The organism is Acinetobacter sp. ACNIH2, from assembly GCF_002934965.1.
Lineage (GTDB): Bacteria > Pseudomonadota > Gammaproteobacteria > Pseudomonadales > Moraxellaceae > Acinetobacter > Acinetobacter tandoii.
In genome coordinates this window covers 78257-101589 of sequence record NZ_CP026416.1, presented here as the reverse complement: position 1 = coordinate 101589, position 23333 = coordinate 78257, and the positions used below count along the sequence as shown (strand labels likewise).

Sequence of the window (23333 nt, the reverse complement as noted above, 5' to 3'; positions counted from 1 at the left end):
ATAAACCCAGTACGGTTCAATGATAAGATTAACCCGTTAGGTCAGGTGGCCTAACTTAAATAAAAAAGTCTCCGACAAACCCGGTACGGTTCAAAATCATTCCAGTCTAGTATTGGCTGTAGAAAAAGATTCTTCTGTTGCCTTATTCGAATTTTTAAAGACTTTACCTCTCTCTAGTGTATCCAGTCTGGTTGCTACCCTCCTGATCTTCCTGTTTTTTGTTACTTCGGCTGATTCAGGAGCCTTGATCACAGATTACCTTACGGCTAAAACGGAGCACTCCCCTGTTTGGCAACGTTTGTTCTGGACAGCTGTGATTGCTGTTCTTTCTATTATCTTGCTGATCGTTGGTGGTTTAAGTGCCTTGCAATCTGCAGTGATCATGAGTGCCTTGCCTTTTACTTTCATTATGCTGTTATTGTGCTGGGGGTTAATCAAGGCACTACGTTTAGATGTCTTAAAAGTACAGGCCCTACAAAGTGCTAGGATCACACCACGAGCTATACAAAACCCAAGAAGCTGGCAACAGCGTCTAGGTTTAATTATGCATTACCCACATTCTAAAGCCGAAGTAACAGCCTATATTCATCAGAATGTTCATCAGGCTTTTCAGAACATAAAACATGAATTTCAGCGCCGGAATCTGGATGTTTCAATCCGTGAGGTTGATGGGGGGCTATTACTGAAAGTAGATCATCAAAATGAAATCAACTTCATCTATCAAGTCGTGGCTACTGAAACACGAGCTCCGAGTTTTATGCTCGATGACGAAAGTAGCCTCTCTCTGAAATATTACAAAGCGGAAGTTTTTCTAAAAGAAGGGGGGAAAAACTACAATGTCATGGAATGGACACAAGAAGATTTACTCCAGGACATTATTGATCAATACGAACGCCACTTGTATTTTTTAAATGTAGTCCGTAATTAAACAATCTACATAGCAGTTCAAATTAACAAGTATTAGTTTGAACTGCTATCTTTTTGATTAACAATATCTTGATTTACCAAAAAATTTAATAGTACAGCATCCGTCTTCATTCTAACCTTGAACCAATTTTCAATGCGAATTTGATCTTCACTCGATAGTGGTTCAGATGTTCTCACACTAAGTTGCAGTATTTGCTTTTGATTGGGATCAGTCGGTAAATCAATGCCTTGTCCTAGAAAAATAGAGCTTACAGTGGGATGCTGTGCACGTAGCTCTACAAAAACATCATTTGCATTGGCAAATAAAGCATTTTTCACCCTTAATTCTTGCTGTAATTGTTTTACCTGTTCATCCTTTTGGCGCAGGGCTTCTTGTCCATTCAGATACAAATCACTCAATACCCCAGATTTTAAGGCAGTCACATCAACCTTATCATCATTGGTTTGATGCACAATAATTTTAGTTCCTTCGAGATTTGCAACAGCAAGTCTCCCTTCAATATTCTGCAACGTCGCCTGACTTAAGGGCAAACCGACTAAAGCCAACTCAATGGTCCGTGTCTTGCTATCAATTTTTGAACTGGCGACTTGTGTTTCTTTAAAGGTAAATTCTTGTGTAATGAATTTGTTGGCAGTTGATTTAAAAACTTCTTCATTAACTAATTTAGTCGCCAGATAGGCACTTGGAATTGCGGTCACCATTGCGATCATCAGCAAAGATATTTTTACACATCTTTCTACTTTTTCGTCAGCAAAACTATGTGGCTTTAACCTTAAAATCCGGATACCGATAATAGTTGCCAAACTGATGAACACACAATTGATGGTATATAAATACAGTGCACCACCAACAAAGCTCCACTGTCCAGTTGCAATACCAAATCCAGCAGTACAGACAGGTGGCATCAATGCTGTAGCAATCGCCACCCCTGGAATAACATTTGATTTTTCTTCTCGAGTGATCCCAATGATTCCTGCCAATCCACCAAATAATGCGATGAGCACATCCCAAATGGTTGGGCTAGTTCGTGATAAAAGTTCAGATTGTGCATTATCGAGGGGTGATATCGAGAAATATAGAGTGGATACGACCAAGCTGATCAGTGTTGCAATACCTAGGTTGAAGAGTGCCCGTTTTACCAGTTTAAAGTCATAAACTGCTACACCCAGCCCCACCCCCATGATCGGTCCCATAAGTGGAGAAATTAGCATTGCGCCAATAACCACGGCTGTTGAATTGATATTTAATCCGACTGATGCAATAAAAATAGCGAATATTAAAATCCAGGGAATGGCTCCTGATAGCTCAATCCCATCACGAATACGACGCTCGATTTCATCATCTTCTGCCTTATCTGCCAGCAGACTAAAGCGATGGCGTGCACGTCTTAATCTACTTGTATAATTAAAGGAGGAGTTGTGTTTATTAGAGGTGTTGGTCAATTTAACATCCTACTTTTTATCCATCTGTGGAAAGACCTTTAATCTCAGTCGATTTTTGGTCCTCGTGATTACCTTAGAGTGAGAAAATGAAACATTCCAGAAAACTAACTTTACTTAAAATTACAAAAAAGTCTTAATATCTCCTGCAATTGATTAATTAATAAACATCTTTGTACACGACAAAAAAAGATAACTCATTGAAATAATGGCATAATACTTGTTTTCTGACGACGAATATGATGACACATTTCAATGAGTTACATCTCATCTTAAACAAATATCTAAAGTGGAACAAGTCACATGCAAAATGTTTTACACTGATTATGCTTGCATTAATTGTAAAACAGACATGTAATCTTTCTTCTGCATCTAAAGCCTTACCCATCAAGTGCTTACCACAATCATTTTATCGACGTATACAACGCTTCTTTGCAGATCAGTATTTCGATTATCGTCAAATTTCTCAGTTAATTTTCAATATATTTTCATTCGATAAAGTCCAATTAACTTTGGATAGAACTAATTGGAAATGGGGAAAACGAGATATTAATATCTTGATGTTAGCCATCGTCTATCGTGGAATAGCGATACCTATTGTTTGGACATTGCTCAATAAACGTGGAAATTCAGATACAAAAGAGCGTATTGCTTTGATTCAACGCTTTATCTCCATTTTTGGTAAAGATCGTATTGTGAATGTGTTTGCAGACAGAGAATTTATCGGTGAGAAATGGTTTACATGGTTAATTGAAAATGACATTAACTTCTGTATACGTGTTAAAAAAACTTTATTGTGACCAATTACTTAGCCAAGAATCATAAAATTAGTGATTTATTTCGTCATCTTCAAGTTGGTCAAACTGAATGTCGTAAACGACGTATTTGGGTTGGTCGAGTGAAACTGTATATTAGTGCGCTACGATTAGAAGATGGAGAACTTTTACTTGTTGTTTCTCCTATGTTTAATGCTTCTGCTATTCGTGATTATGCATTACGCTGGGAAATCGAAACCTTATTTAGTTGTCTCAAAGGACGTGGATTCAATCTTGAAAATACTCGTTTAACAGACCCTAGACGAGTCAAGAAATTGATAGCAGTGCTAGCTATCGGTTTCTGTTGGTGCTATTTAACAGGTGAATGGCAACATGATCGGAAAAAAGCGATAAAAATAAAGAAGCATGGACGACTTTCAGTAAGTTTATTTCGCTACGGTTTGGACTATGTTCAAATGGCTATTCTACGTTTGATTGGTTTTGGAAAAAAAGAAGAATTTAAGAAAGTGCTAGCAATTTTAAGAAAGAAAAAGCCTGATAGGACAAGGATCCTATGAAATTTGTCGTGTACAGAGAAATTATTCCCGGGTTTTAAAATTAATCTGACCCATAAAGGCATCAGCAGTGCCAGCATTGGCAAACCTGGTACTTCTCTAAATATTGGGAAAAAAGGTACGCGAACCAGTGTCGGCATTCCAGGTACGGGACTATCTTACTCTAAACACCAACCTTACTCTAAAAAGACCCGTGTTCCACAACCGACATCGCTAGAACACACGGAATATAATCCTCAGAGTTTAGAACAACCGAAGACAAAGATCTGGCCTTGGATCATTTTTGGAATATTGTGTTTTATGGTGGGTGCCGTCATTTTTTAGCAAGAACAGCATTGTATTTTGATCAAAAAAAATGCCCACATGGATGAATGGGCAAACTAAGGAATTAATATCCTTCAGAAACTCCAGCGCAATTCTCGCTACTTTCAGTAAGCGACTCTGGCTCAATCATGAGGGTCTGACTCAATCGAATCGAGGTAAATCGATCCATCACAATTGGAGCAGAAATTATGCTTGAATACATTCTTGGATGATGCTGAAAAGTCTTTGAGCTTTAATCAATAAATAAGAGTATTCATGTCTACCCTCAACTTTACTTATTTTCAGATAGCAACCAATCGAGAGCACTCATTTTTACAATACCATTATAATTTGCTTCAGCCCCTATCGTGTCTAAGGTAAGTAAATATTTGGGATACGAATCAGAAATTTTCTGTAATGGACGTAACTCTCGGCTGAGTGTCTCCTCATTGAGCGTTTCTAATGCCACTTGATAATAAGTTAAATTCTGTAAAGTATCGACAGCAACAAAATCAATTTCATATTCATCAACCCGCCCTACATAGACCGTATAACCTCGTCTGATAAGCTCAAGATAAATTACATTTTCTAAGATATGACCTTGATCAGCATTAGCATCAGGCAACATAATCCGGCGCAATCCGACATCAACTAAATAGTATTTTTCAGAGGATTGTAATAACTCACGCCCGCGTACTTTAAATTGTGCAGCACTATAAAATAACAAACTGTCCTGTAAGCCCTGAATATAGCGTTTTACTGTTTCAAATGAAATTTTAACCCCACTTGAAACAAAGGTATTTTTAATTTTATTGATGGAAATAGGTGAGCCTGTCACGCTTGCCAAATATCTTGCGACACGCTCGAGAGAGTTAATATCGGCAGTATTCAAACGGGGAATAACATCTTTAAACATTACACTGGCATAGACCGCTTGCAAGTAATCATAAGTTTCTTGCTGGCTAGTCATGGCAAGCGTATAAGGGAAACTACTGCGCGTATACATGGCATACAAATCACGATTGGATAATTGTTGGATGATCGGATTATTTTCAATATGCCACTGTTTAAATTCTTGGAATGACAAAGGTAGAACATGTTGCTCGATATAGCGTCCTGTAAGTAAAGTCGCAAGTTCTCCACTTAGAAAGAATGCGTTTGAGCCTGTAATATATAAATCGATATAATCCCGAACATATAAAGAGTCGACCACTTTCTCAAAATTGGTAACATGTTGTATTTCATCTAAAAAAACATAGTTTTTTTTACTTTTATCAACTTTAGACAGTACATAATCATGTAGTTTACGGTAATCTGTGAGTTCTTCAAATTCCATAAATTCGAAATTGATAGCAATGATGTTTTCGGCTTGTACACCCTGTGCTTTTAGGTCTTGTTGAAACATCGCCAATAAGGTGGATTTTCCAGAGCGACGCACACCTGAAAGTACTTTAATGACATCACGGTCTTGCCATGTATTCAGAAATTTTAAGTAGCCATCACGTCGAATATTAGCGCTTCTCATTATTTACACTTAGAATCTAAAGTTTTAATAAATTCTATCAAATTTTAGAACGTATATGTAAATATATTTAATTTTAGAAAAAGTTTAAAGGTTAAGTGAAACATTCAAAACTACTGTTGAAGTATGCAAACAGCAGATTTGATGAAAATCCAAATTCTGTCTTTTTGATTATTTTCCATGTCATGTTATGTCATTGATGCTGCGACTTAACTGCTATATAAATTAAGTGAAAAGTAAAAGGAATTAATATGTTAACTAGAGTGGAACTCATTTTTGTTGTGCTGATGGTCTCAGCCTTAATCCTAATTGCTTATGAAATGGGCTTTGTTGCATAAACATTCAAAAGCTGAGTTCTCCCCAATCCATTCAAATTTAAGACACAACTTGGGTGCGAGGTCTACCTAATTCCGTAAATCTATTCAGAACTGCCACACGCGCATGAATTTCATTGACCTGACTTTGAAAATGTCTTGCCGTCAGCCTATCACCTAATAATTTGATGCAATGCATCTTGGTTTCCACCAAACTACGACGGTGATAACCCGACCATTTTTTCCATAGGGTTCTGCCTAAATGTTTAACCGTTTGAAGTAACTCATTTCGTTCTATTGAACTTATTTTAGAATCTTTCCAGGGCTTGGCATTCTTTCTGGGTGGAATTACTGCATGTGCTTGACGATCTGAAATCACTTTTCTGCAGCACTTCGTGTCGTACGCGCCATCGGTATAGACAGAATCTATTCGCTCATCTAGTGGAATTTGATCCAGTAAATCACCTAGTACTTGTGAATCACTGACATTATTTGTAGTAAGCTGAACGGCACGTATTTGCAGTGTTTCAGCATCTATACCAATATGCAGTTTACGCCATTGCCGACGGTATTCAGGCTGATGTTTTTTACGCTTCCATTCGCCTTCACCTAAAAACTTTAAACCCGTAGAGTCGACAAGTAGGTGTACCCATCATGACTTTTCTGATAGCTTATCGCAATATCAATATGCTTTTGTCGTCTACAAAGGGTGGAGTAATCTGGTGCTGTCCAATTCAAGCCACAGAGTTTAATCAGGCTTTGAACAAAGCCAGTAACCATACGTAAAGAAAGACGGAATAGAGATTTGATCATTAAACAGCATTGAATCGCTGTATCGGAATAAGTTTGATTTCGTCCTTGCTTGCCTTGTGGTTGTGCATACCATTGCGTCTTAGGATCAAACCAGATTGAAATATTTCCTCGCTTGATTAAAGCTTGGTTATGCGAGGACCAATTGGTTGTACGATAGATTTTAGGTGTAGGCTTCTTCATCTGGAAATTATATTACTGAAGAAGCCTTCAAGAATAGCTTTGTGCAACAAAGCCATTTAGCAATACGACAAGTTATGACGTTTAAAATGATTGCTTATAGTGCAAATTAAATGATTCTAAATCAGAGTAGGAAATTTAATATATATCTACTATAATAAATAAATATAGCCAAAATAGAAACTAATATTTTATTTTAATACATATATGAATCAATATTGCACACTTCAAATTTTTCAAAATAACGAATGGCAAGATTGCGCTATCGTTGAATTAATTGCTAATCAAGAGCAGGGCTGGAGAGCATCTACACGAACGTCATACTTATTTGAATATGCTATTGAACATATGGATTTAAGGGATGGTCATGCTCTATCATTCCAATTTCCAGTCAATGTACAAAACAACTTAGAAAACCAATGGCCAGCATTTCTCATGGACTTGCTACCTCAAGGTTATGGGCGAAAGGAGCTTTTAAATCAGCTGGGTTTTTCAATTAATGTAGAAGAACAAGCTGATTGGCCCCTACTGAAATCTGGGGCAGGTAATCCTATTGGTAATCTACGAATTAAAGAAGCTTATGACTGGCTTCAAGATCATTTTCCGACAGTGAAACCTCGTGGATTTAGCCTAAGCGAAATAATTGAAAGGAAAGAAGATTTCATTGAGTCACTTGCATCATATGGCTTATTTGTTGCTGGTTCTTCAGGTGTTCAAGGTGAATGGCCTAAACTATTACTAACACAAGGATATGATGGTCTGTTTTATTTAGATCACAGTCTTCCAGATGAACTAGCAGCAAAGCATTGGCTAGTTAAATTTAGTCGTGGAGATGATCAAAAACTGGAAAAAATACTGTTACATGAAGCAATTTACATGAAAATAGCTCGGTATTTAGGTCTAAGAGTGTTCAACGACTTGGAACTTCACCAGAGAACGCTATTTATTCCACGTTTTGATCGCCAAATTATCAATGGTAAAGTCGAAAGAGTTGCACAAGAAAGCCTAGCCTCTTTAAGTGGTAAAGCTGGCTTCGGCGTTAAAATGACACATAATCAAATTTGTACATTGATCATGGAATGTTGCTCATCACCAAGAGCTGAAATTTTTGAATATTTGAAACGAGATATCGCTAATGTTGCATTAGGAAATAAAGATAATCATACCCGTAATACCGCAATTCAACGTTTAAATGACGGCACAATTCAATTAACACCCCTCTTCGATTTTGCACCAATGTGGCTTCATCCTGACGGAATTGCACGTACTACACGTTGGGAAAAAGATGACCATGGAGGAATGCCTATATGGGGATCTGTCATAACGCAAATAGAAGAATGTACAGGAATAGATTCAACTGAAATTAAACATACAATGATTCAACAATTGCCACTGTATGAAAATTTGCTCGATGAAATGAAAAAAATAAATATAGATGATGAGATTCTACAAAATAGTCATCATCGTATATTAAATATATGCCAACAGATTCAGGAGCTTTCTAATGGATAAACGTTATAAGCCTATGACGGCAATCGAGCAAATGAATAAACGCTTACAAGTCTTAGAAAATATAAATAACAATCCTGAGTGGCAAATTTACCAGATTGCATCATACATTAGAAAAGAACTACATTTAACATTAAATGAAATGAGTAAAATTACTAAAATAGCACCACAGACTTTACAGAAAATGGAGCAACCTGATAGTAATCCAACATTAGATTCTATAAATAAGTTGTTAAATGCATTTGGTTTAAAATTTATTATTAAATCAAAATAGTTTAATTTAAATTACCTATAAACTAGATTTTGATTTATTTTCTAAATAGTCACCCCACCACTGCATCATATCAGCTCTTTGTTGAATATAATCTGCATGGTTATAACTAGCACGTGTTTTATTCTTATCTACATGTGAAAGCTGAGCCTCAATCCAACTATCTTGAAATAAGCCAGAATCATTTAAAATAGTACTGAATGTTGATCTTAAACCGTGTGAGGATAGCTCATTTGTTTTGTATCCCATCTTACGAATGGCTGAATTTATTGTGTTAAAATGCAATGGCTTATCTTTAATTTTTGGGCTGGCAAAAACATAACGATCGCCTTGTGACCACTCTAGTGCAGATCTAACAATGCTCACCGCTTGCGATGATAACGGGACTAAAAAATCTGGAATATCATAACCTGCTATCACTTTTCGACGATATTGCTTGATATGTAAAGCAGGTATTTTCCAAATTTTGTTGTCAAAATCAAAATGATGAGGTTCTGCAGACAATAACTCTGCCCCCCTGACTCCAGTATATAATTTAAATAGGATTGCTTTTTTTATAATCGGATCTGTATTTAGTTGAGTTATTCTAAGAATAAAATTAGAAATTTCTTCATCTTTTAAATAGGGATAATTTTTCTTTAATTTCCCTTTCAATAATATTTTATTGAGACCATAAGCTTGATTATAATCACAGTATCCCATTGCAACTGCAAAATCATAGATTTGATTTAAATAGCTATACGCTTTTTTTACAGGTTCCTTAACTCCCCTATTTTCAATCTGCTTAATTACCTTAACTAAATCAGTTCTTTTAATTTTGCTAAAATCTATATCACCAATAACGGGATAAATGTCATTTATTAAACATGCATTCGCCAATTGGATTACACCACCACGTGGTTGATCTTTAAATGAATTATTTGTTTTAAACTCTAACCATTCTTCACAAACAACTTTAAAAGTTTGAATTTTCTCCTGAACTAAATTTTGTGTAGAAAATTTAGTTGCCTTAGGCTTTGTTGCACAAAGATTTGAAATACAAAGCCCCCTAATTGAGCCAAATTTAAGGCGTAACTTGGGTAAGTGGTCGACCTAATTCCGTAAATCTGTTGAGGACTGCTACACGTGCATGAATTTCATTGACTTGGCTATCAAATTTTCTTGCACTGAGTTTATCCCCCAATAATTTGATGCAATGCATCTTAGTTTCGACCAAACTTCGGCAATGATAGCCGGACCATTTTTTCCATAATGTCCTGCCTAAACGTTTAACTGTTCGAAGTAATTCATTTCGCGCTAGCGAGCTGATCTTTGTATCTTTCCATGGTTTCGCATTTTTTCTAGGTGGAATCACCGCATGCGCTTGCCGATCTGCAATGACCTGACGGCATTGCTTGGTGTCATAAGCTCCATCGGTATAAACAGAGTCAATCTGCTCATCTTGTGGAATCTGATCGAGTAAATCACCAAGCACTTGTGAATCACTCACATTATTTGTAGTGAGTTGAATAGCGCGTATTTGAAGGGTTTCAGCATCTATACCAATATGAAGTTTACGCCATTGGCGACGATATTCAGGTCCATGTTTCTTGCGTTTCCATTCGCCCTCACCTAGAAACTTCATGCCTGTAGAGTCTATGAGTAGATGCAGCCCATCGCTACCTTTTTGGTAGCTGATTGCAATATCAATATGCTTTTGTCTTCTGCAAAGCGTACTGTAATTTGGTGCGGTCCAATTTAATCCACAAAGTTTAATCAGACTTTGCACAAAGCCAGTGACCATACGTAAAGATAGACGGAATAAGGATTTAATCATTAAGCAGCATTGGATAGCTGCGTCGGAGTAGGTTTGATTTCGCCCTTGTTTGCCTTTTAATGGAGCATACCATTGCGTAGCAGGATCAAACCAAATGGCAATATTTCCGCGACTCATGAGTGCTCGGTTATATGCGGGCCAATTGGTTGTGCGATAGATTTTGTGTGTAGGCTTCTTCATTTGAAAATTATATCGCTGAAAAAGCCTTTACAGATAGGTTTGTACAACAAAGCCATTTGCAGTGAAAGAATAGGCGAAACTTGTCTTAAATAATGGTAATTCCTCATCTTTAAAATAAAGAACGCCCGATGAAATTCATCAGGCGTTTACTTTAAATAAGTGTCAGCTTATTTTATAACCAGATGTACTTGTCAATTATGATTCTTATTCTCCATTGCCTTTAAAAAACAATCTTGCTATTTTTGACTTTTCACACCATTTTGTTCAATTTGTACTGCGGCTTGCCAGCTAGGTAGTTGGCTTAAACCTGCTACATAACGTTGGATATGGGGATAATTTTCACCTTGTCCCATATGATAAACTAAAGCATGTAGTCCAAAGCCCATCATAAAGTCAGCACCGGTTAAACGGTCTGCCACTAGAAATTCTTTATCTTTTAAATATTCATTTAAATAGCCAAATACTTTATCGAACTCAACTTGAGTATAATTTTCTAGAAATACCAACTTCGTACCCTGCTTAGTTTCTATCGCATTAAACGTTTTCAACAAAAATGGCAGCATGGCAGAGCTTTCTGAGAAATGAATCCACTGTAGATAATCGACATAGGTAGATTCATCCATATCTGGTGCTAAATGCGGCGCAAGTTTCTGAATTAATAACTCAACGATTGCGCCTGACTCTGCAATAACTTTGCCATCCCATTCCAATACTGGAGATTTCCCTAAAGGGTGAATGGTTTTTAAAGAGTCAGGGGCCAAATGCGTGCTTGAGTCACGATAATAGCGTTTCAGCTCATAGGGCTGCTTGATTTCTTCAAGTAACCACAAAATGCGAAAAGAACGTGATTGATCTAAATGATGTAGTGTGATCATGATAATTCCTATTTTTTTAAATTTTTACAACCACTTTGCCAAAGTTTTCGCCTTTCAACATACCATTGAAAGCATTGATCGTGTTATCTAAACCTTGCACCATATGCTCTTTATATTTGATTTTTCCGTCTTTCAACCATTCAGACATTTGCTGATAGAATTCCGGATACTGACTGCCATAATCATCAAAAATAATAAAGCCTTGCATGCGAATACGCTTTTTTAAAAGGGTGGAAATAAAGCCCGGTAAACGGTCTGGCCCTTGTGCTTGCTCGGTAGCGTTATACTGGGAAACCACACCACACACCGGTACACGTGCCGCAGAGTTAAGCAATGGCCATACCGCATCAAACACTTTACCCCCGACATTCTCATAATAAATATCAATACCGTTGGGAGCTGCTTGTTGTAATTGTTCTGCAAAATTTTCATCATGATGATTGATACAAGCATCGAAGCCGAGTTCTTCTACTGCATAGCGACATTTTTCAGGCCCACCTGCGATGCCAACCACGCGACAACCTTTAATTTTACCAATCTGTCCAACCGTAGCACCAACAGGTCCTGTTGCAGCTGCAACGACCAAAGTTTCACCAGCTTTAGGCTGACCAATGTCCAACAACCCCATATAAGCAGTAAATCCTGGCATTCCCAAAATACCCAATGCCCAAGATGGATGTTCAGGTTGCATACCTAAGCTTTGACATGCAGTCCCATTAGAAATTGCGTAGCCCTGCCAGCCATTTCCGGAAAGAACCCACTCGCCTTCTTTGAATTTTGGGTTTTTAGAGGCCACCACTTGACTGACTGTTCCACCGACCATCACTTCGCCAATTTCAACCGGTGCTGCATATGAAGGAGCATCACTCATGCGACCACGCATATAAGGATCGAGTGACAAGTAAATGGTTTTTAACAATATCTCGCCTTGTTTAAGTTCATTGAGTTCAACTTGTTCAATACGAAAATCGCTGTGTTTTGGCTCACCCACTGGCCGTTTAGCTAAAACGATGCGTTGATTAATAACTGTTTTCACACATATAACTCCATGTTTTATTTAAAAGTATTTTTCTTCACAATCAAAAACTGTGATTAAAATTTCTTTACATCCATTGTAGATGAGTTATAATAAAAAACAATACGACTGGTCTATTTTTTGCAATAGAGTAAATAATTAATATGAAGCCTACTCCTATTAAAAAGTCTGAAGCGAAGCGCATACACATTCTTAACACCAGTTCAGACCTGATTTTGCATAAAGGTTTTACTGGCGTAGGATTACAGGAAATTTTACAGAGCTGTGAAATCCCTAAAGGCTCGTTTTATCATTATTTCCAATCTAAGGAAGCTTTCGGATGTGAATTGGTACAGCATTATGTAGACAATTACCAAGTCCGTTTAAATGATGTATGGCGTTGTGATAAATCCCCTTATCAAAAGCTGATTGAGTATTTTAATTTATGGATAGCAGATCCTGAAACACAGTGTGGTTGGGCGGATAGCTGTTTAATTGTGAAACTTGCCGCAGAAGTTGCCGATCTATCTGAAGATATGCGCTCGATTATGTCCGCTGGCGTTGATGATGTAATCCAACGTATTGCTGGTTTAATTGATTTGGGAAAACAGGATCAGTCTATCCAAGCAGATACCGAGGCCTCTACTTTGGCACAAGTACTTTACCAAATGTGGTTAGGTGCAGCATTACTGAGTAAGTTGCAAAAAGATAAAACACCATTACATCAAGCTCTGAGAGCAACTAAATTTCTATTAAAAAGTGAAGATTCATAAAAATTAAATATCAACTACATAATTAATAATTCATGATAGCAGTCCAATGATTACCTATTATTGTGTTGCTATTAGATCAATTTACAATCCATGAGTATAGCGCACAATGAATTCTCCTTCTAAAGCCCTCATGACTCGTATTTTAGTTGGTTATTTAGGCTTATATCCCACACTATTACTGGTTCTCACTTTATTAAAGCCAATTACACAGCATCAAAGTTTCCCGATGATGGTGTTGATTGAAGTCATAGTATTAGTGCCAGTAACGCAACTGATTTCTTTCCCACTGGCAGGTTGGCTCATTACACAGCTAAAAAATTTTAAGAATTTGTTTTAAGAAGAATTTATGCTGGCAACAGCAATCCTAAGTCCTTATTTTGCCAACCACAAAGGTTGGCAAAATAACTTACTTAGTCGATATTAATCTGCGTAAGCTGGATAATCAATATAGCCTTTTTCCGTCCCACCATACATACTGCTTGCATCTACTGCATTCAATGGCCAGACATTGGCGATGCGATCGGGTAAATCTGGATTCGCAATAAATGGGCGTCCAAATGCAATTAAATCGGCCAGTCCTGCCTCTAAAATTCGAGTCCCTCTTTCTGCCGTATATCGACCTGCATATATAATCCGACCACTGAAAGTGTCTCTGACATCTCTACGAAAATCATGAGGAAGTTCTGGTGCATTATCCCAATCAGCTTCTGCAATCGATAAATAGGCAATCCCAACTTCTTCAAGTATCTTTATGGCCTCAATATAAGTCACATGTGGATCATCTTCAACTAAACCCATGTAGACACGATCTTCCTCTGTACTTTCAAATAAGGGGGCAAAACGCACTCCTAAACGATCTGCACCAACTACCTCAGCAACTGCCTCTACTACTTCACGTAAAAAACGCAAACGATTGTTTAGTGATCCACCATATTCATCTTCACGGTGGTTACTATGTGCAGAGATAAATTGATTCACCAAATAACCATTTGCACAATGAATTTCAACTCCATCAAAACCAGCAGCCAAGGCATTACGCGCTGCTTGAGCATAGAGTTGCACTAATTCTTTAACTTCTGCATTGCTTAAAGCACGTGGCATAGAAGGATCAGCCAAGGCCCCCGCATTGGGCCCGGTCTCAATAAAGACTTTAACATTACTATCAGCCCCGATAGCCGAAGGTGCGACTGGTGATGCATGATTGGGTTGCAAAGATGTATGTGAAACACGCCCAACATGCCAAAGTTGTGCAAAAATAATGCCTCCTTTAGCATGCACTGCTTCCGTCACTTTACGCCATCCAGCAATCTGTTCAGGGCTGTAAATACCGGGAGTCCAAGCATAGCCTTGACCACGTGGCTCGATTTGCGTACCTTCGGTGACCATAAATCCTGCCCCAGCACGCTGTTGATAATAGGTTGCCATTAATTCATTTGGAATATTCCCTGGCTGAGTACTGCGCGACCGCGTTAATGGTGGCAATACAATACGGTTTTGCAAAACATAAGGGCCTAAGTTTAAGTTTTGAAAAAGTTTGCTGGCTTTCATTTCACTGTATCCAAGTCATCATGACTTAATTGATCTACATTAAATACCCTTCCTTCCTGTATATAGAAAAAATAAAGGAAGGAAAGCTATTAACTCAGGCCCTTCACCATTAAATGAGGGTTATTTTGCTTATTGCGCCAGTTGCTCAGAGTCAGAAGTTTCATTTACTGCTAAGCACCACAACAGACACTAGCTACTCTTTATTTCAACAATTGAAGTAATGCTGAGGCAGTTGCAGCAGAAGATGCTGGATTTTGTCCAGTAACCAGCAAGCCATCTACTTGAACATATACTTGCCAATCATCCACTTTAGAATAATGACCACCGTTTTGTTTAAGCATGTCTTCGACTAAAAATGGTACAATTTCAGTCAAACCTACAGCGGCCTCCTCAGTATTGGTGAAACCAGTCACTAATTTACCTCTGACTAAAGGCGCTCCATTACTTGCTTTCACATGACGAAGAACACCCGGGGCATGACACACTGCTGCAACAGGTTTGCCAGACTGAATCGCCTGTTCAATCAGAGAAATTGAAATCGGATCTTCTGCTAAATCCCACAATGGGCCATGCCCGCCTGGATAAAACACTGCATCATAATCAGCTACAGAAATTTCGCTAAGTTTATGCGTCTGTGTTAATGCTTGCATTGCAGTTGGATCTGCTTCAAAACGATGAGTGGTTTCAGTTTGAGCATCGGCTAAATTACTTTTCGGATCTAGTGGTGGCTGCCCACCTTGAGGCGACGCCAGCGTAACTTCAGCACCAGAGTCAATAAAGGTGTAATAGGGTGCAGCAAGTTCTTCTAGCCAGAAACCTGTTTTCTTACCAGTATTGCCAAGTTGATTATGTGAGGTTAAAACGATTAAAATTTTCATGTTATTTCTCCGATAATTTTCATGATTGAGGAGCATTGTTACAGGGTCAGAGCATGCCAGATACGCGCATTTAGCTTAGATGCTCATCTCGAGAATTTGGCGACTGATCTCTAATGAAACATTTTTATGTTCGCCTAGCTGTGTAAGATTATGTGATTTAAGTTGCGTAATGATGATCTCAATATCTGTCTCCCCCAGTCCATAATCGCTAAGACGAGTCGGCAATCCAAGTTGCTCAAAGAAGGCTCGAGTACGAGCAATAGCAGTATCAATACGTTGTTCTTCATCACCTTCGACAATCTGCCAGACACGAGTCGCATATTGTAGTAATTTTTCTCGCTTCTCTTGACGACGTACTTGTAGATTGGCCGGCAACACAATTGCTAAGGTACGAGCATGATCAATACCATGTAAAGCCGTGAGCTCATGTCCAATCAAATGGGTCGACCAATCTTGTGGTACACCTGCTCCAATCAGGCCATTCAGTGCCATGCTGGCGGTCCACATTAAATTGGCACGCGTGTCATAATCTGCCGAATCTTCCAAGACTTTCGGTCCAATCTCAATCAGGGTTTGCAATAGACCTTCGGCAAAACGATCTTGTACTTGTGCATTGACAGGGTAAGTTAAGTACTGTTCCATGACATGAATAAATGCATCGACCACGCCATTTGCCAACTGGCGCGTCGGCAAGCTATAGGTTTTATTCGGGTCTAGCACCGAAAATTGCGGAAAAACATAGGGACTGCTAAATGCAAGTTTGGCTTGGGTCGATTTTCTGGTGACTACCCCACCACTATTCATTTCTGAACCAGTTGCCGGAAGGGTGAGTACACTCGCAAAAGGCAAAGCTTGGGTAATTTTATTACCATGGGTTTCTAAAATCTCCCATGTATCCCCTGTATAATTGACTGCTGCTGCAATAAATTTAGTACCGTCAATTACCGATCCACCACCGACAGCCATTAAGAAATCAATCTTTTGTTCACGAATCAGCTCTACAGCTTTCATGAGGGTTTCATAACTCGGATTCGGCTCAATTCCGCCAAATTCATGAATTTCTCTTGCACCTAATGCTTCACGCACTTCAGCTAAAGTACCATTCTTACGTGCACTTTCACCACCAAACAGCATTAATACTTTTGCTTCTGTAGGCACATAGTCATTGATTTTAGCTATTGTATCGCCACCAAAAATAATGCGGGTCGGATTATAAAAGTTAAAATTCAGCATATTTTTATCCTAGGATGATCAGTTAATTGATTTGAAAAACCACCGTTATTCATCAAATAAACTTTTAAAAAATCGGACAACACTGCGGCTTTTGCCTACACCATGTGCTAACTATACATAAAAATAGACCAGTCGTCTATTTTTTTAAAATTATTTCAGCTTGCCGACTTGAGTGATGGTTAAACACATTCAGGCTTGTTCTTTACCAGTTTTATTATTGATGTATTTTCACGAGCGATTGTTGGATGGAAGATATCAACACGTATGACTATTGACATGGTCGTGAACGCATTGGCTGAAACAGTGAATGGCTCATACAAAATAGCAATGATTAAATATTTTAAAAGCAGATTGGCACGGTTTAGCAGATGTACAAATGCAACGCTAAATCAGATAGATTGGTTCAATATAAAGCATGTAAATAGTTATATTCGTTTATTTACCGTGTTTTGGATATTGCCCCATGTAAATGATGAAATTAAGCCATTAAATAAAGTAGCCCAACTTAAATATAAAGCCTCTGACAAACATCACCGGGTTGAAGTGCTGCCTTTCATTCAAAATTTCAGGCAGCAACCTCTTACATTTAAGCGTCGGTTTAACCTGGTAGTTTACTCGCCAAAACATCTACTTTTTCAATAGACGGTGGCTCTGAAAATAGCTCTTCGGCCTGAGCCATCAACGCAGCTGCAACCTTGCCAGATAAATGTGCTTGGCGACCCGCCTCATCAGGAAATGCATCAAAAATACCAAATGTTGTAGGTCCAAGACGTAGGCCAAACCACGCAACTGTCGCAGGTTCTTCCATTACAATAGGTAAACCGGCTTTAAGGAAAGCTTCCACTTCGTCTTCTTTACCTGGTTTAGCTTCAAGGCGGACATATAAAGCTGTTTTAAGTATGACTAAAACTCCACAATTGATTAGAATTAAAACGAGTCTGACATTGCTAATGGATGCATGTCAGAAAGTTTTGTTGTATAAAAGTTAAAAAAAATTACCATAGCTGAGCCAAAATTTGGATGTTTATTTCGGCATAATGCTATGAATTTATTCAAGTTAATATCATTAACATTTGAATCAAAAAATATTGCTCAAGAAGCATTCAAGAACAACATTGTACATCCTCATATCTATGAAAGTTATTTAGCTAGGAATTTGCTGTGAAACTCTATATGTTTCTCTATAAAGCTCGCAATGAAGTAATAGCTATGGTCATACCCTTCTCTTAGGTTAAGTGTAAGAGGATATTCTTGTTCCAAACAAATATTACTAAGAAGCTTAGGTCTTAACTGTTCTTCAAGAAAATCATCAGCTGTTCCCTGATCGACTAAAATAGGTAAATGAACTTCAGCGTTTTTGATTAATTCAATCGCATCATAGCTTTTCCATAAAGTTTCGGTTTCACCAAGGTAGTGTGTGAAAGCCTTTTTCCCCCAAGGTACTTGGCTAGGTGCAACAATCGGTGCAAAAGCAGAAATACTTTTAAACAGCTCAGGATTTTTTAACCCAATGACTAATGCACCATGCCCCCCCATGCTATGTCCCATAATGCTTTGGACTTGATTGGTCGGAAAATTCAGGTCTATCAGATTTCTGAGCTCTTCCACAATATAATCATACATTTTGAAATGCTGTGACCAGGGTGCTTGTGTTGCATTCACATAGAATCCTGCGCCTTGGCCTAAATCATAATCTGCATGATCTGGTACATCCTCTCCACGTGGGCTGGTATCTGGTGCAACAATAATGACTTTATGTTCAGCCGCATACTTTTGTGCTCCGGCTTTAGTAATAAAGTTCTGTTCGTTGCAAGTCAGTCCTGATAACCAATATAAAACTGGCAACCGCTCATCTTTGTCATGAGGTGGCAGATATATTGAGAATTTCATTGAACAGTTTAATGCTATTGACTGATGGCGATACACTTCTTGCGATCCACCAAAAGAAGCATGTTTCTCAATTATTTCCATAATCAATTACCTATGTTGAGCAAGACTTCATGAGAAATCGAGTAAACAAAGAGTCTGACATTCTCCACAGAGAATAGTGATTAAGATTTAAAATGTAGGCAGGTTTGTTGAACCTATACACGATGCCTAAACAGATAGATCGGTTTTACAGATAATGTGCCGTTTTAGAGGATTCCATGCATGTCATTCATGATGCACATGCATGGAAAACTATAAGGTCTGACGGAATTATTCGTAATGAATTACAGTACGAATTGACTTACCTTCATGCATTAGATCAAAGGCTTCATTGATCTGATCCAAGCCCATCGTATGTGTCACAAATGGTTCTAATTGAATTTTACCTTTCATGGCATCTTCAACCATTCCTGGAAGTTGCGTACGACCTTTTACGCCACCAAAGGCAGAACCTAGCCATTTACGACCAGTAACCAGTTGGAATGGACGGGTAGAGATTTCCTGACCTGCGCCAGCTACACCAATAATTACGGATTGTCCCCAGCCACGGTGTGCACTTTCAAGAGCTGCACGCATCACATTCACGTTACCAATACATTCAAATGAATGATCTACACCCCAGCCAGTCATTTCGACAATGACTTGCTGGATTGGTTTATCGTAGTCTTTAGGGTTTAAGAAGTCCGTTGCACCAAACTCTTTTGCCAGCGCAAATTTATCTGGATTCATGTCAACCACAATAATACGTCCTGCTTTAGCTTGACGTGCGGCTTGTACGACTGCCAGACCAATACCACCTAAACCAAAGACCGCAACACTATCACCTTCTTGTACTTTAGCCGTGTTGTGTACTGCACCGATACCCGTTGTGACACCACAACCCAGTAAGCAGACATGTTCGTGATTGGCTTCAGGATTAATTTTAGCCAATGATACTTCTGCCACTACCGTGTATTCACTGAACGTTGAGCAGCCCATGTAGTGGTAAATCGGTTGACCATTGTAGGAAAAACGAGTGGTACCATCTGGCATTACGCCTCTACCTTGAGTTTCGCGAACGGAAATACACAAGTTCGATTTTCCAGATTTACAGAATACGCACTCGCCACATTCAGCAGTGTAAAGTGGAATAACATGATCACCTGGTTTGACGCTAGTCACGCCTTCACCAACCTCAACTACGACACCAGCACCTTCATGCCCGAGAATAGCCGGAAAAACACCTTCAGGATCATCGCCAGACAAAGTAAATGCATCTGTATGACACACACCGGTATGGGAGATCTTAATTAATACTTCACCTTTCTTTGGTGGTGCAACATCAACTTCAACAATTTGAAGAGGTTGACCAGGACCAAACGCAACAGCAGCACGTGACTTCATGCAATAATTCCTTATACAGATCTATTTTAAATATGATTTTAGAATCTTGGCGATTTCAGCCAATTCTTCTTTTCGTTGTTGTTCTGTGGTTTCACCTGATACTAAAGTGTCCTTTAAATGAACCTCCAACATTTCATTCATCAAACCATTAATAGCACCACGCACAGAGCATATTTGTTGCAGAATTGCACCACATTCCACATTGTCTTCTAACGCTTTTTCAATCGCTTGCGTCTGACCTTTGATCTTTCTGACGCGTAGAAGAATCTTTTTTTTGTCTTCAACCTGATTAGGCATCAGACCTCCTTATTTGCTAGCATTAATACTATAGTACCCCATAGTATAAAAAAAGCAATAATTTTTATAAATCGAAAATTAAAAAGATCTTTAGCGAAAATTTTCTATCCCTGTTTTTAGTTTTTTTAAATTAACATCGTAGAGCTGATGCTAAAGTCACAAAGAATGGGACTTTTAGCTCCCATTTTTTTATTTTGGTTCGGCTTTGTTGCACAAAGATTTAAAAGATAACACTCTGCTCATTTGAACAGAATTCAAGTGACAACTTGGGTATGAGGACGACCTAATTCTGTAAATTTGTTCAATACGGCTATGCGTGCATGAATCTCATTCACCTGACTAGAAAAACTCCTTGCTGTTAATTTATCACCTAATAGTTTGATGCAATGCATCTTGGTTTCAACTAAACTTCGACGATGATAACCAGACCATTTTTTCCAAAGCGTTCTTCCTAAACGTTTAACTGTTTTCAGTAACTCATTCCGCTCTAAAGATCTCAATTTCTGATCTTTCCATGGTTTTGCATTTTTTCTTGGCGGAATGAGCGCATGTGCATCTCGATCTAGAATGACTTGTCTGCAGTGCTTCGTGTCATAAGCACCATCGGTATAGACCGAATCAATTCGTTCATCTAAGGGAATTTGAGCAAGTAAATCACCGAGTACTTGCGAATCGCTCACATTATTTGTAGTAAGCTGTACTGCACGTATTTGCAAGGTTTCAGCATCGATGCCAATATGAAGCTTACGCCATTGGCGACGATATTCAGGTCCATGTTTCTTACGTTTCCACTCACCTTCACCTAGAAACTTTAAGCCAGTTGAGTCGACGAGTAGATGTAGCCCATCACTGCTTTTTTGATAGCTAATCGCAATATCAATATGTTTTTATCTTCGACAAAGCGTACTGTAATCTGGTGCGGTCCAATTTAATCCACAAAGTTTAATCAGACTTTGAACAAAACCTGTGACCATGCGTAAAGAGAGTCTAAATAAAGATTTGATCATTAAACAGCATTGAATAGCCGTATCGGAGTAAGTTTGATTTCGACCTTGCTTGTTTTGTGGTTGTGCATACCACTGAGTGTTTGGATCAAACCAAATGGAAATGTTGCCCCGATTAATGAGAGCGCGATTATAGGAAGACCAGTTGGTTGTACGATAAGTTTTAGGAGTAGGTTTATTCATTTTGAAATTATAGGACTGAATAAACCTTATAGGCTAGGTTTGTGCAACAAAGCCTCCCCCTGTACAAACTTGATATTGTAACAAAATCAAGTTTATTAATTAGAAGAAGCTAAGACAATGAAATTACGATAAATGGTGAGTCACTTTTATATTAGTATTTCTGCGAAATCAATCTCTAAAAATATAAGGGAGACTACCTCCCTTATATTTCAACCAATCGAGATAATCAGGTTATCTTATATCTCTAGACCACATATCTTTTACTTAATCCCCATTCTGCCAATATCCGTCTATATGTCGTTGAAGATTTGTCTGCTGCAAAGTGCGCCTCCATTGAAACATCTAATGGAAGTTCTTCCGGTTTTTGACTCTCAACAATATCCTGATCCTCTGCAAAAATTTGTGCATTGAAGTCATATACAGCCTGTAGGTCACCCGTCGTATCAAAATTACGTGTCAACGGAACAAATAGCCTGGTTTGATTATGCGAAACAGGACAACAAGCATTCAAAATTTTTAAAATCCCATTGTTAGGAAAATAGACAGTAAGTGTTGCCGAGAATGGAGGATATACATCAAATTCTCGTTTCCATAAGAAATTCTCTGGCTCTAAATGTCTCAAACTATGAGGAAAGTTACTTACTGTAGAGATATAAATCGTTTTAAGTCCATAATCTGTTCTTTCAGTTTCATATTTTGGCACTACTGGATTATCACGATCAGCGAATGCCTTGTTATGCACCCAGGCAAAATGTGCCACATCGATAAAACCTTCAAGCTGACGACCACTAGAACCTGCTATATCAACAAATGGTGGGAGTATTGATTGATGTTCATCTGAATCCCAAGTTTCAAGAACTGGAAAATTAGCTTCACTTTCATCACGGCTAAATAAGCTGGTCCAAACTAGTCCATATTTCTCAACTACAGGGAATTTAGTTAAGGTGAACCGATCTGAAATTTGGGTAAGTTCTGGTTGAGCAGGGATTTTTACGCACTTACCTTGTGCGTTATAGTTGAGCCCATGATAGGGACAAACAATATTTTCACCTTCTACCCATCCTTTACTTAATGGCACTCCTCGATGTGGACAGATATCTCTGACCAGATGAATTTCTCCACTTTCAGTTTTATAAATAGCCATTTTGACATCAAGAAGCTGAACTTGTTGCGGTTGAGTCGTTACATCCTGGATTTGAACTACCGGATACCAATGCTGCGCTAGAATATTCCAGTCATTTGGGTCAAATTGACTACATTGTGGCTGAGTGAATAAATTGAGAACTGGTATTGCATTCATTTTAGCGCTGCCCCTCTTATAAGTTATTGATTAATTCAAACTTCTTAGCATTGCTTCATCATGACTTTTTCTTTTCTATCTGTCTATTAAAGACTTTAGGAATGGTATTTCTAATTTTTAGAACACTTTTCTTATTATTGTTCTTCTTATCTAAACTTAACGAATAACTAGCATTTTATAACTCATCACAATTCTTAATTGATGCTGAATTACTTGGACTCCTATTACTACTCTGACTTTATTTAGTGTTGCCTTTTTGGCAACGAGTTGAGCGAGATTCTCTGCTATGCACGGAATTAAATTGTCATTAAGT

The 23333-nt window shown here is 38.3% G+C and carries 19 protein-coding genes and 5 pseudogenes; 8 read left to right on the top strand and 16 right to left on the bottom strand.

Going from position 1 to position 23333, the window contains the following annotated elements; translation table 11 throughout:
- Window positions 1-91 precede the first annotated feature (91 nt).
- Window positions 92-928 (top strand): annotated as a pseudogene (locus C3F34_RS19490) (BCCT family transporter); the annotation flags it as partial.
- Window positions 929-960: 32 nt separating this feature from the next.
- On the opposite strand, the gene C3F34_RS19485 reads toward C3F34_RS19490, so the two are convergent.
- Window positions 961-2370: a TIGR00341 family protein gene (locus C3F34_RS19485; RefSeq protein ID WP_104442448.1), complete on the bottom strand. Its 1410-nt coding sequence runs from the start codon at window positions 2368-2370 to the stop codon at window positions 961-963.
- A gap of 239 nt (window positions 2371-2609) precedes the next feature.
- On the opposite strand from C3F34_RS19485, the gene C3F34_RS19480 reads away from it, so the two are divergent.
- Together C3F34_RS19480 and C3F34_RS19475 are read left to right on the top strand one after the other, a co-directional pair.
- Window positions 2610-3700 (top strand): IS4-like element ISAba33 family transposase gene (locus C3F34_RS19480; RefSeq protein WP_104442458.1). Its coding sequence is split into 2 segments (ribosomal slippage): window positions 2610-3150 and window positions 3150-3700, totalling 1092 coding nucleotides; the frame shifts between segments, so codons are not numbered across the junction.
- Between the two features lie 3 nt (window positions 3701-3703).
- Window positions 3704-4021, top strand: a complete 318-nt coding sequence (locus tag C3F34_RS19475) for a DUF4236 domain-containing protein (RefSeq protein WP_104442447.1) — start codon at window positions 3704-3706, stop codon at window positions 4019-4021.
- A 271-nt stretch (window positions 4022-4292) separates the two neighbouring features.
- On the opposite strand, the gene C3F34_RS19470 is transcribed toward C3F34_RS19475, so the two are convergent.
- Together C3F34_RS19470 and C3F34_RS19465 are read right to left on the bottom strand one after the other, a co-directional pair.
- Window positions 4293-5525 carry an ATP-binding protein gene (locus tag C3F34_RS19470; RefSeq protein ID WP_087528525.1) on the bottom strand — a complete coding sequence of 411 codons (1233 nt, stop codon included), beginning with the start codon at window positions 5523-5525 and terminating at the stop codon, window positions 4293-4295.
- Window positions 5526-5897: 372 nt separating this feature from the next.
- Window positions 5898-6829 (bottom strand): annotated as a pseudogene (locus C3F34_RS19465) (IS5-like element ISAha3 family transposase).
- A gap of 204 nt (window positions 6830-7033) precedes the next feature.
- Between C3F34_RS19465 and C3F34_RS19460 the strand changes: the two are divergent.
- Window positions 7034-8338, top strand: coding sequence for a type II toxin-antitoxin system HipA family toxin (locus C3F34_RS19460; RefSeq protein WP_104442446.1), 1305 nt, complete (start codon window positions 7034-7036; stop codon window positions 8336-8338).
- Window positions 8331-8609: a helix-turn-helix domain-containing protein gene (locus tag C3F34_RS19455; RefSeq protein ID WP_004871362.1), complete on the top strand. Its 279-nt coding sequence runs from the start codon at window positions 8331-8333 to the stop codon at window positions 8607-8609. Before C3F34_RS19460 ends, C3F34_RS19455 begins: the two co-directional genes overlap by 8 nt.
- A 15-nt stretch (window positions 8610-8624) precedes the next feature.
- On the opposite strand, the pseudogene C3F34_RS19450 reads toward C3F34_RS19455, so the two are convergent.
- The 4 genes and pseudogenes from C3F34_RS19450 to C3F34_RS19435 all read right to left on the bottom strand — a co-directional run.
- A pseudogene (locus C3F34_RS19450) lies at window positions 8625-9575 on the bottom strand (tyrosine-type recombinase/integrase); the annotation flags it as partial.
- Window positions 9576-9669: 94 nt separating this feature from the next.
- Entirely contained in the window at window positions 9670-10602 is a 933-nt protein-coding gene (locus C3F34_RS19445) for an IS5 family transposase (protein WP_104442445.1), read from the bottom strand.
- A 236-nt stretch (window positions 10603-10838) separates the two neighbouring features.
- The gene (locus tag C3F34_RS19440) at window positions 10839-11477 is read right to left on the bottom strand and encodes a glutathione S-transferase family protein (RefSeq protein WP_104442444.1); all 639 of its coding nucleotides are present in this window, start codon (window positions 11475-11477) and stop codon (window positions 10839-10841) included.
- A gap of 16 nt (window positions 11478-11493) precedes the next feature.
- The gene (locus C3F34_RS19435) at window positions 11494-12513 is read right to left on the bottom strand and encodes an NADP-dependent oxidoreductase (protein ID WP_104442443.1); all 1020 of its coding nucleotides are present in this window, start codon (window positions 12511-12513) and stop codon (window positions 11494-11496) included.
- A 143-nt stretch (window positions 12514-12656) separates the two neighbouring features.
- Between C3F34_RS19435 and C3F34_RS19430 the strand changes: the two genes are divergently transcribed.
- Both C3F34_RS19430 and C3F34_RS19425 read left to right on the top strand, forming a co-directional pair.
- Window positions 12657-13265 carry a TetR/AcrR family transcriptional regulator gene (locus tag C3F34_RS19430; RefSeq protein ID WP_104442442.1) on the top strand — a complete coding sequence of 203 codons (609 nt, stop codon included), beginning with the start codon at window positions 12657-12659 and terminating at the stop codon, window positions 13263-13265.
- A 106-nt stretch (window positions 13266-13371) separates the two neighbouring features.
- Window positions 13372-13602 carry a hypothetical protein gene (locus C3F34_RS19425; RefSeq protein ID WP_001087973.1) on the top strand — a complete coding sequence of 77 codons (231 nt, stop codon included), beginning with the start codon at window positions 13372-13374 and terminating at the stop codon, window positions 13600-13602.
- A gap of 83 nt (window positions 13603-13685) precedes the next feature.
- Here C3F34_RS19425 and C3F34_RS19420 read toward each other — a convergent pair whose 3' ends face one another.
- The 3 genes from C3F34_RS19420 to C3F34_RS19410 all read right to left on the bottom strand — a co-directional run bounded on the left by C3F34_RS19420 (window position 13686) and on the right by C3F34_RS19410 (window position 16924).
- Window positions 13686-14813, bottom strand: coding sequence for an alkene reductase (locus tag C3F34_RS19420; protein ID WP_104442441.1), 1128 nt, complete (start codon window positions 14811-14813; stop codon window positions 13686-13688).
- Window positions 14814-15013: 200 nt separating this feature from the next.
- Window positions 15014-15691, bottom strand: coding sequence for a type 1 glutamine amidotransferase domain-containing protein (locus C3F34_RS19415; protein WP_104442440.1), 678 nt, complete (start codon window positions 15689-15691; stop codon window positions 15014-15016).
- A gap of 75 nt (window positions 15692-15766) precedes the next feature.
- Window positions 15767-16924 carry an iron-containing alcohol dehydrogenase gene (locus tag C3F34_RS19410; protein ID WP_104442439.1) on the bottom strand — a complete coding sequence of 386 codons (1158 nt, stop codon included), beginning with the start codon at window positions 16922-16924 and terminating at the stop codon, window positions 15767-15769.
- 183 nt (window positions 16925-17107) lie between these two features.
- Between C3F34_RS19410 and C3F34_RS19405 the strand changes: the two are divergent.
- A pseudogene (locus C3F34_RS19405) lies at window positions 17108-17425 on the top strand (IS3 family transposase); the annotation flags it as partial.
- A 97-nt stretch (window positions 17426-17522) separates the two neighbouring features.
- Here the strand turns inward: C3F34_RS19405 and C3F34_RS19400 are convergent.
- The 6 genes and pseudogenes from C3F34_RS19400 to C3F34_RS19375 all read right to left on the bottom strand — a co-directional run bounded on the left by C3F34_RS19400 (window position 17523) and on the right by C3F34_RS19375 (window position 23020).
- Window positions 17523-17825 carry a putative quinol monooxygenase gene (locus tag C3F34_RS19400; protein ID WP_045795883.1) on the bottom strand — a complete coding sequence of 101 codons (303 nt, stop codon included), beginning with the start codon at window positions 17823-17825 and terminating at the stop codon, window positions 17523-17525.
- Window positions 17826-18064: 239 nt separating this feature from the next.
- Window positions 18065-18895 carry an S-formylglutathione hydrolase gene (gene fghA, locus C3F34_RS19395; RefSeq protein ID WP_104442438.1) on the bottom strand — a complete coding sequence of 277 codons (831 nt, stop codon included), beginning with the start codon at window positions 18893-18895 and terminating at the stop codon, window positions 18065-18067.
- Window positions 18896-19123: 228 nt separating this feature from the next.
- Window positions 19124-20236, bottom strand: a complete 1113-nt coding sequence (locus tag C3F34_RS19390) for an S-(hydroxymethyl)glutathione dehydrogenase/class III alcohol dehydrogenase (protein ID WP_000842149.1) — start codon at window positions 20234-20236, stop codon at window positions 19124-19126.
- Window positions 20237-20257: 21 nt separating this feature from the next.
- Window positions 20258-20533, bottom strand: a complete 276-nt coding sequence (locus C3F34_RS19385; protein ID WP_001133624.1) for a metal/formaldehyde-sensitive transcriptional repressor — start codon at window positions 20531-20533, stop codon at window positions 20258-20260.
- 254 nt (window positions 20534-20787) lie between these two features.
- Window positions 20788-21720 (bottom strand): annotated as a pseudogene (locus tag C3F34_RS19380) (IS5-like element ISAha2 family transposase).
- 244 nt (window positions 21721-21964) lie between these two features.
- Window positions 21965-23020 (bottom strand): aromatic ring-hydroxylating oxygenase subunit alpha, encoded by a 1056-nt coding sequence (locus C3F34_RS19375; protein ID WP_000991568.1) that lies wholly within the window; start codon window positions 23018-23020, stop codon window positions 21965-21967.
- Between the last annotated feature and the right edge of the window lie 313 nt (window positions 23021-23333).

Excerpts from the sequence above, each read along its gene's own strand:
- C3F34_RS19470 (WP_087528525.1), bottom strand. The coding sequence starts at position 5,525 with ATGAGAAGCGCTAATATTCGACGTGATGGCTACTTAAAATTTCTGAAT.
- C3F34_RS19460 (WP_104442446.1), top strand. The coding sequence starts at position 7,034 with ATGAATCAATATTGCACACTTCAAATTTTTCAAAATAACGAATGGCAA.
- C3F34_RS19455 (WP_004871362.1), top strand. The coding sequence starts at position 8,331 with ATGGATAAACGTTATAAGCCTATGACGGCAATCGAGCAAATGAATAAA.
- C3F34_RS19445 (WP_104442445.1), bottom strand. The coding sequence starts at position 10,602 with ATGAAGAAGCCTACACACAAAATCTATCGCACAACCAATTGGCCCGCA.
- C3F34_RS19440 (WP_104442444.1), bottom strand. The coding sequence starts at position 11,477 with ATGATCACACTACATCATTTAGATCAATCACGTTCTTTTCGCATTTTG.
- C3F34_RS19430 (WP_104442442.1), top strand. The coding sequence starts at position 12,657 with ATGAAGCCTACTCCTATTAAAAAGTCTGAAGCGAAGCGCATACACATT.
- C3F34_RS19425 (WP_001087973.1), top strand. The coding sequence starts at position 13,372 with ATGAATTCTCCTTCTAAAGCCCTCATGACTCGTATTTTAGTTGGTTAT.
- C3F34_RS19420 (WP_104442441.1), bottom strand. The coding sequence starts at position 14,813 with ATGAAAGCCAGCAAACTTTTTCAAAACTTAAACTTAGGCCCTTATGTT.
- C3F34_RS19415 (WP_104442440.1), bottom strand. The coding sequence starts at position 15,691 with ATGAAAATTTTAATCGTTTTAACCTCACATAATCAACTTGGCAATACT.
- C3F34_RS19410 (WP_104442439.1), bottom strand. The coding sequence starts at position 16,924 with ATGCTGAATTTTAACTTTTATAATCCGACCCGCATTATTTTTGGTGGC.
- fghA (WP_104442438.1), bottom strand. The coding sequence starts at position 18,895 with ATGGAAATAATTGAGAAACATGCTTCTTTTGGTGGATCGCAAGAAGTG.
- C3F34_RS19390 (WP_000842149.1), bottom strand. The coding sequence starts at position 20,236 with ATGAAGTCACGTGCTGCTGTTGCGTTTGGTCCTGGTCAACCTCTTCAA.
- C3F34_RS19385 (WP_001133624.1), bottom strand. The coding sequence starts at position 20,533 with ATGCCTAATCAGGTTGAAGACAAAAAAAAGATTCTTCTACGCGTCAGA.
- C3F34_RS19375 (WP_000991568.1), bottom strand. The coding sequence starts at position 23,020 with ATGAATGCAATACCAGTTCTCAATTTATTCACTCAGCCACAATGTAGT.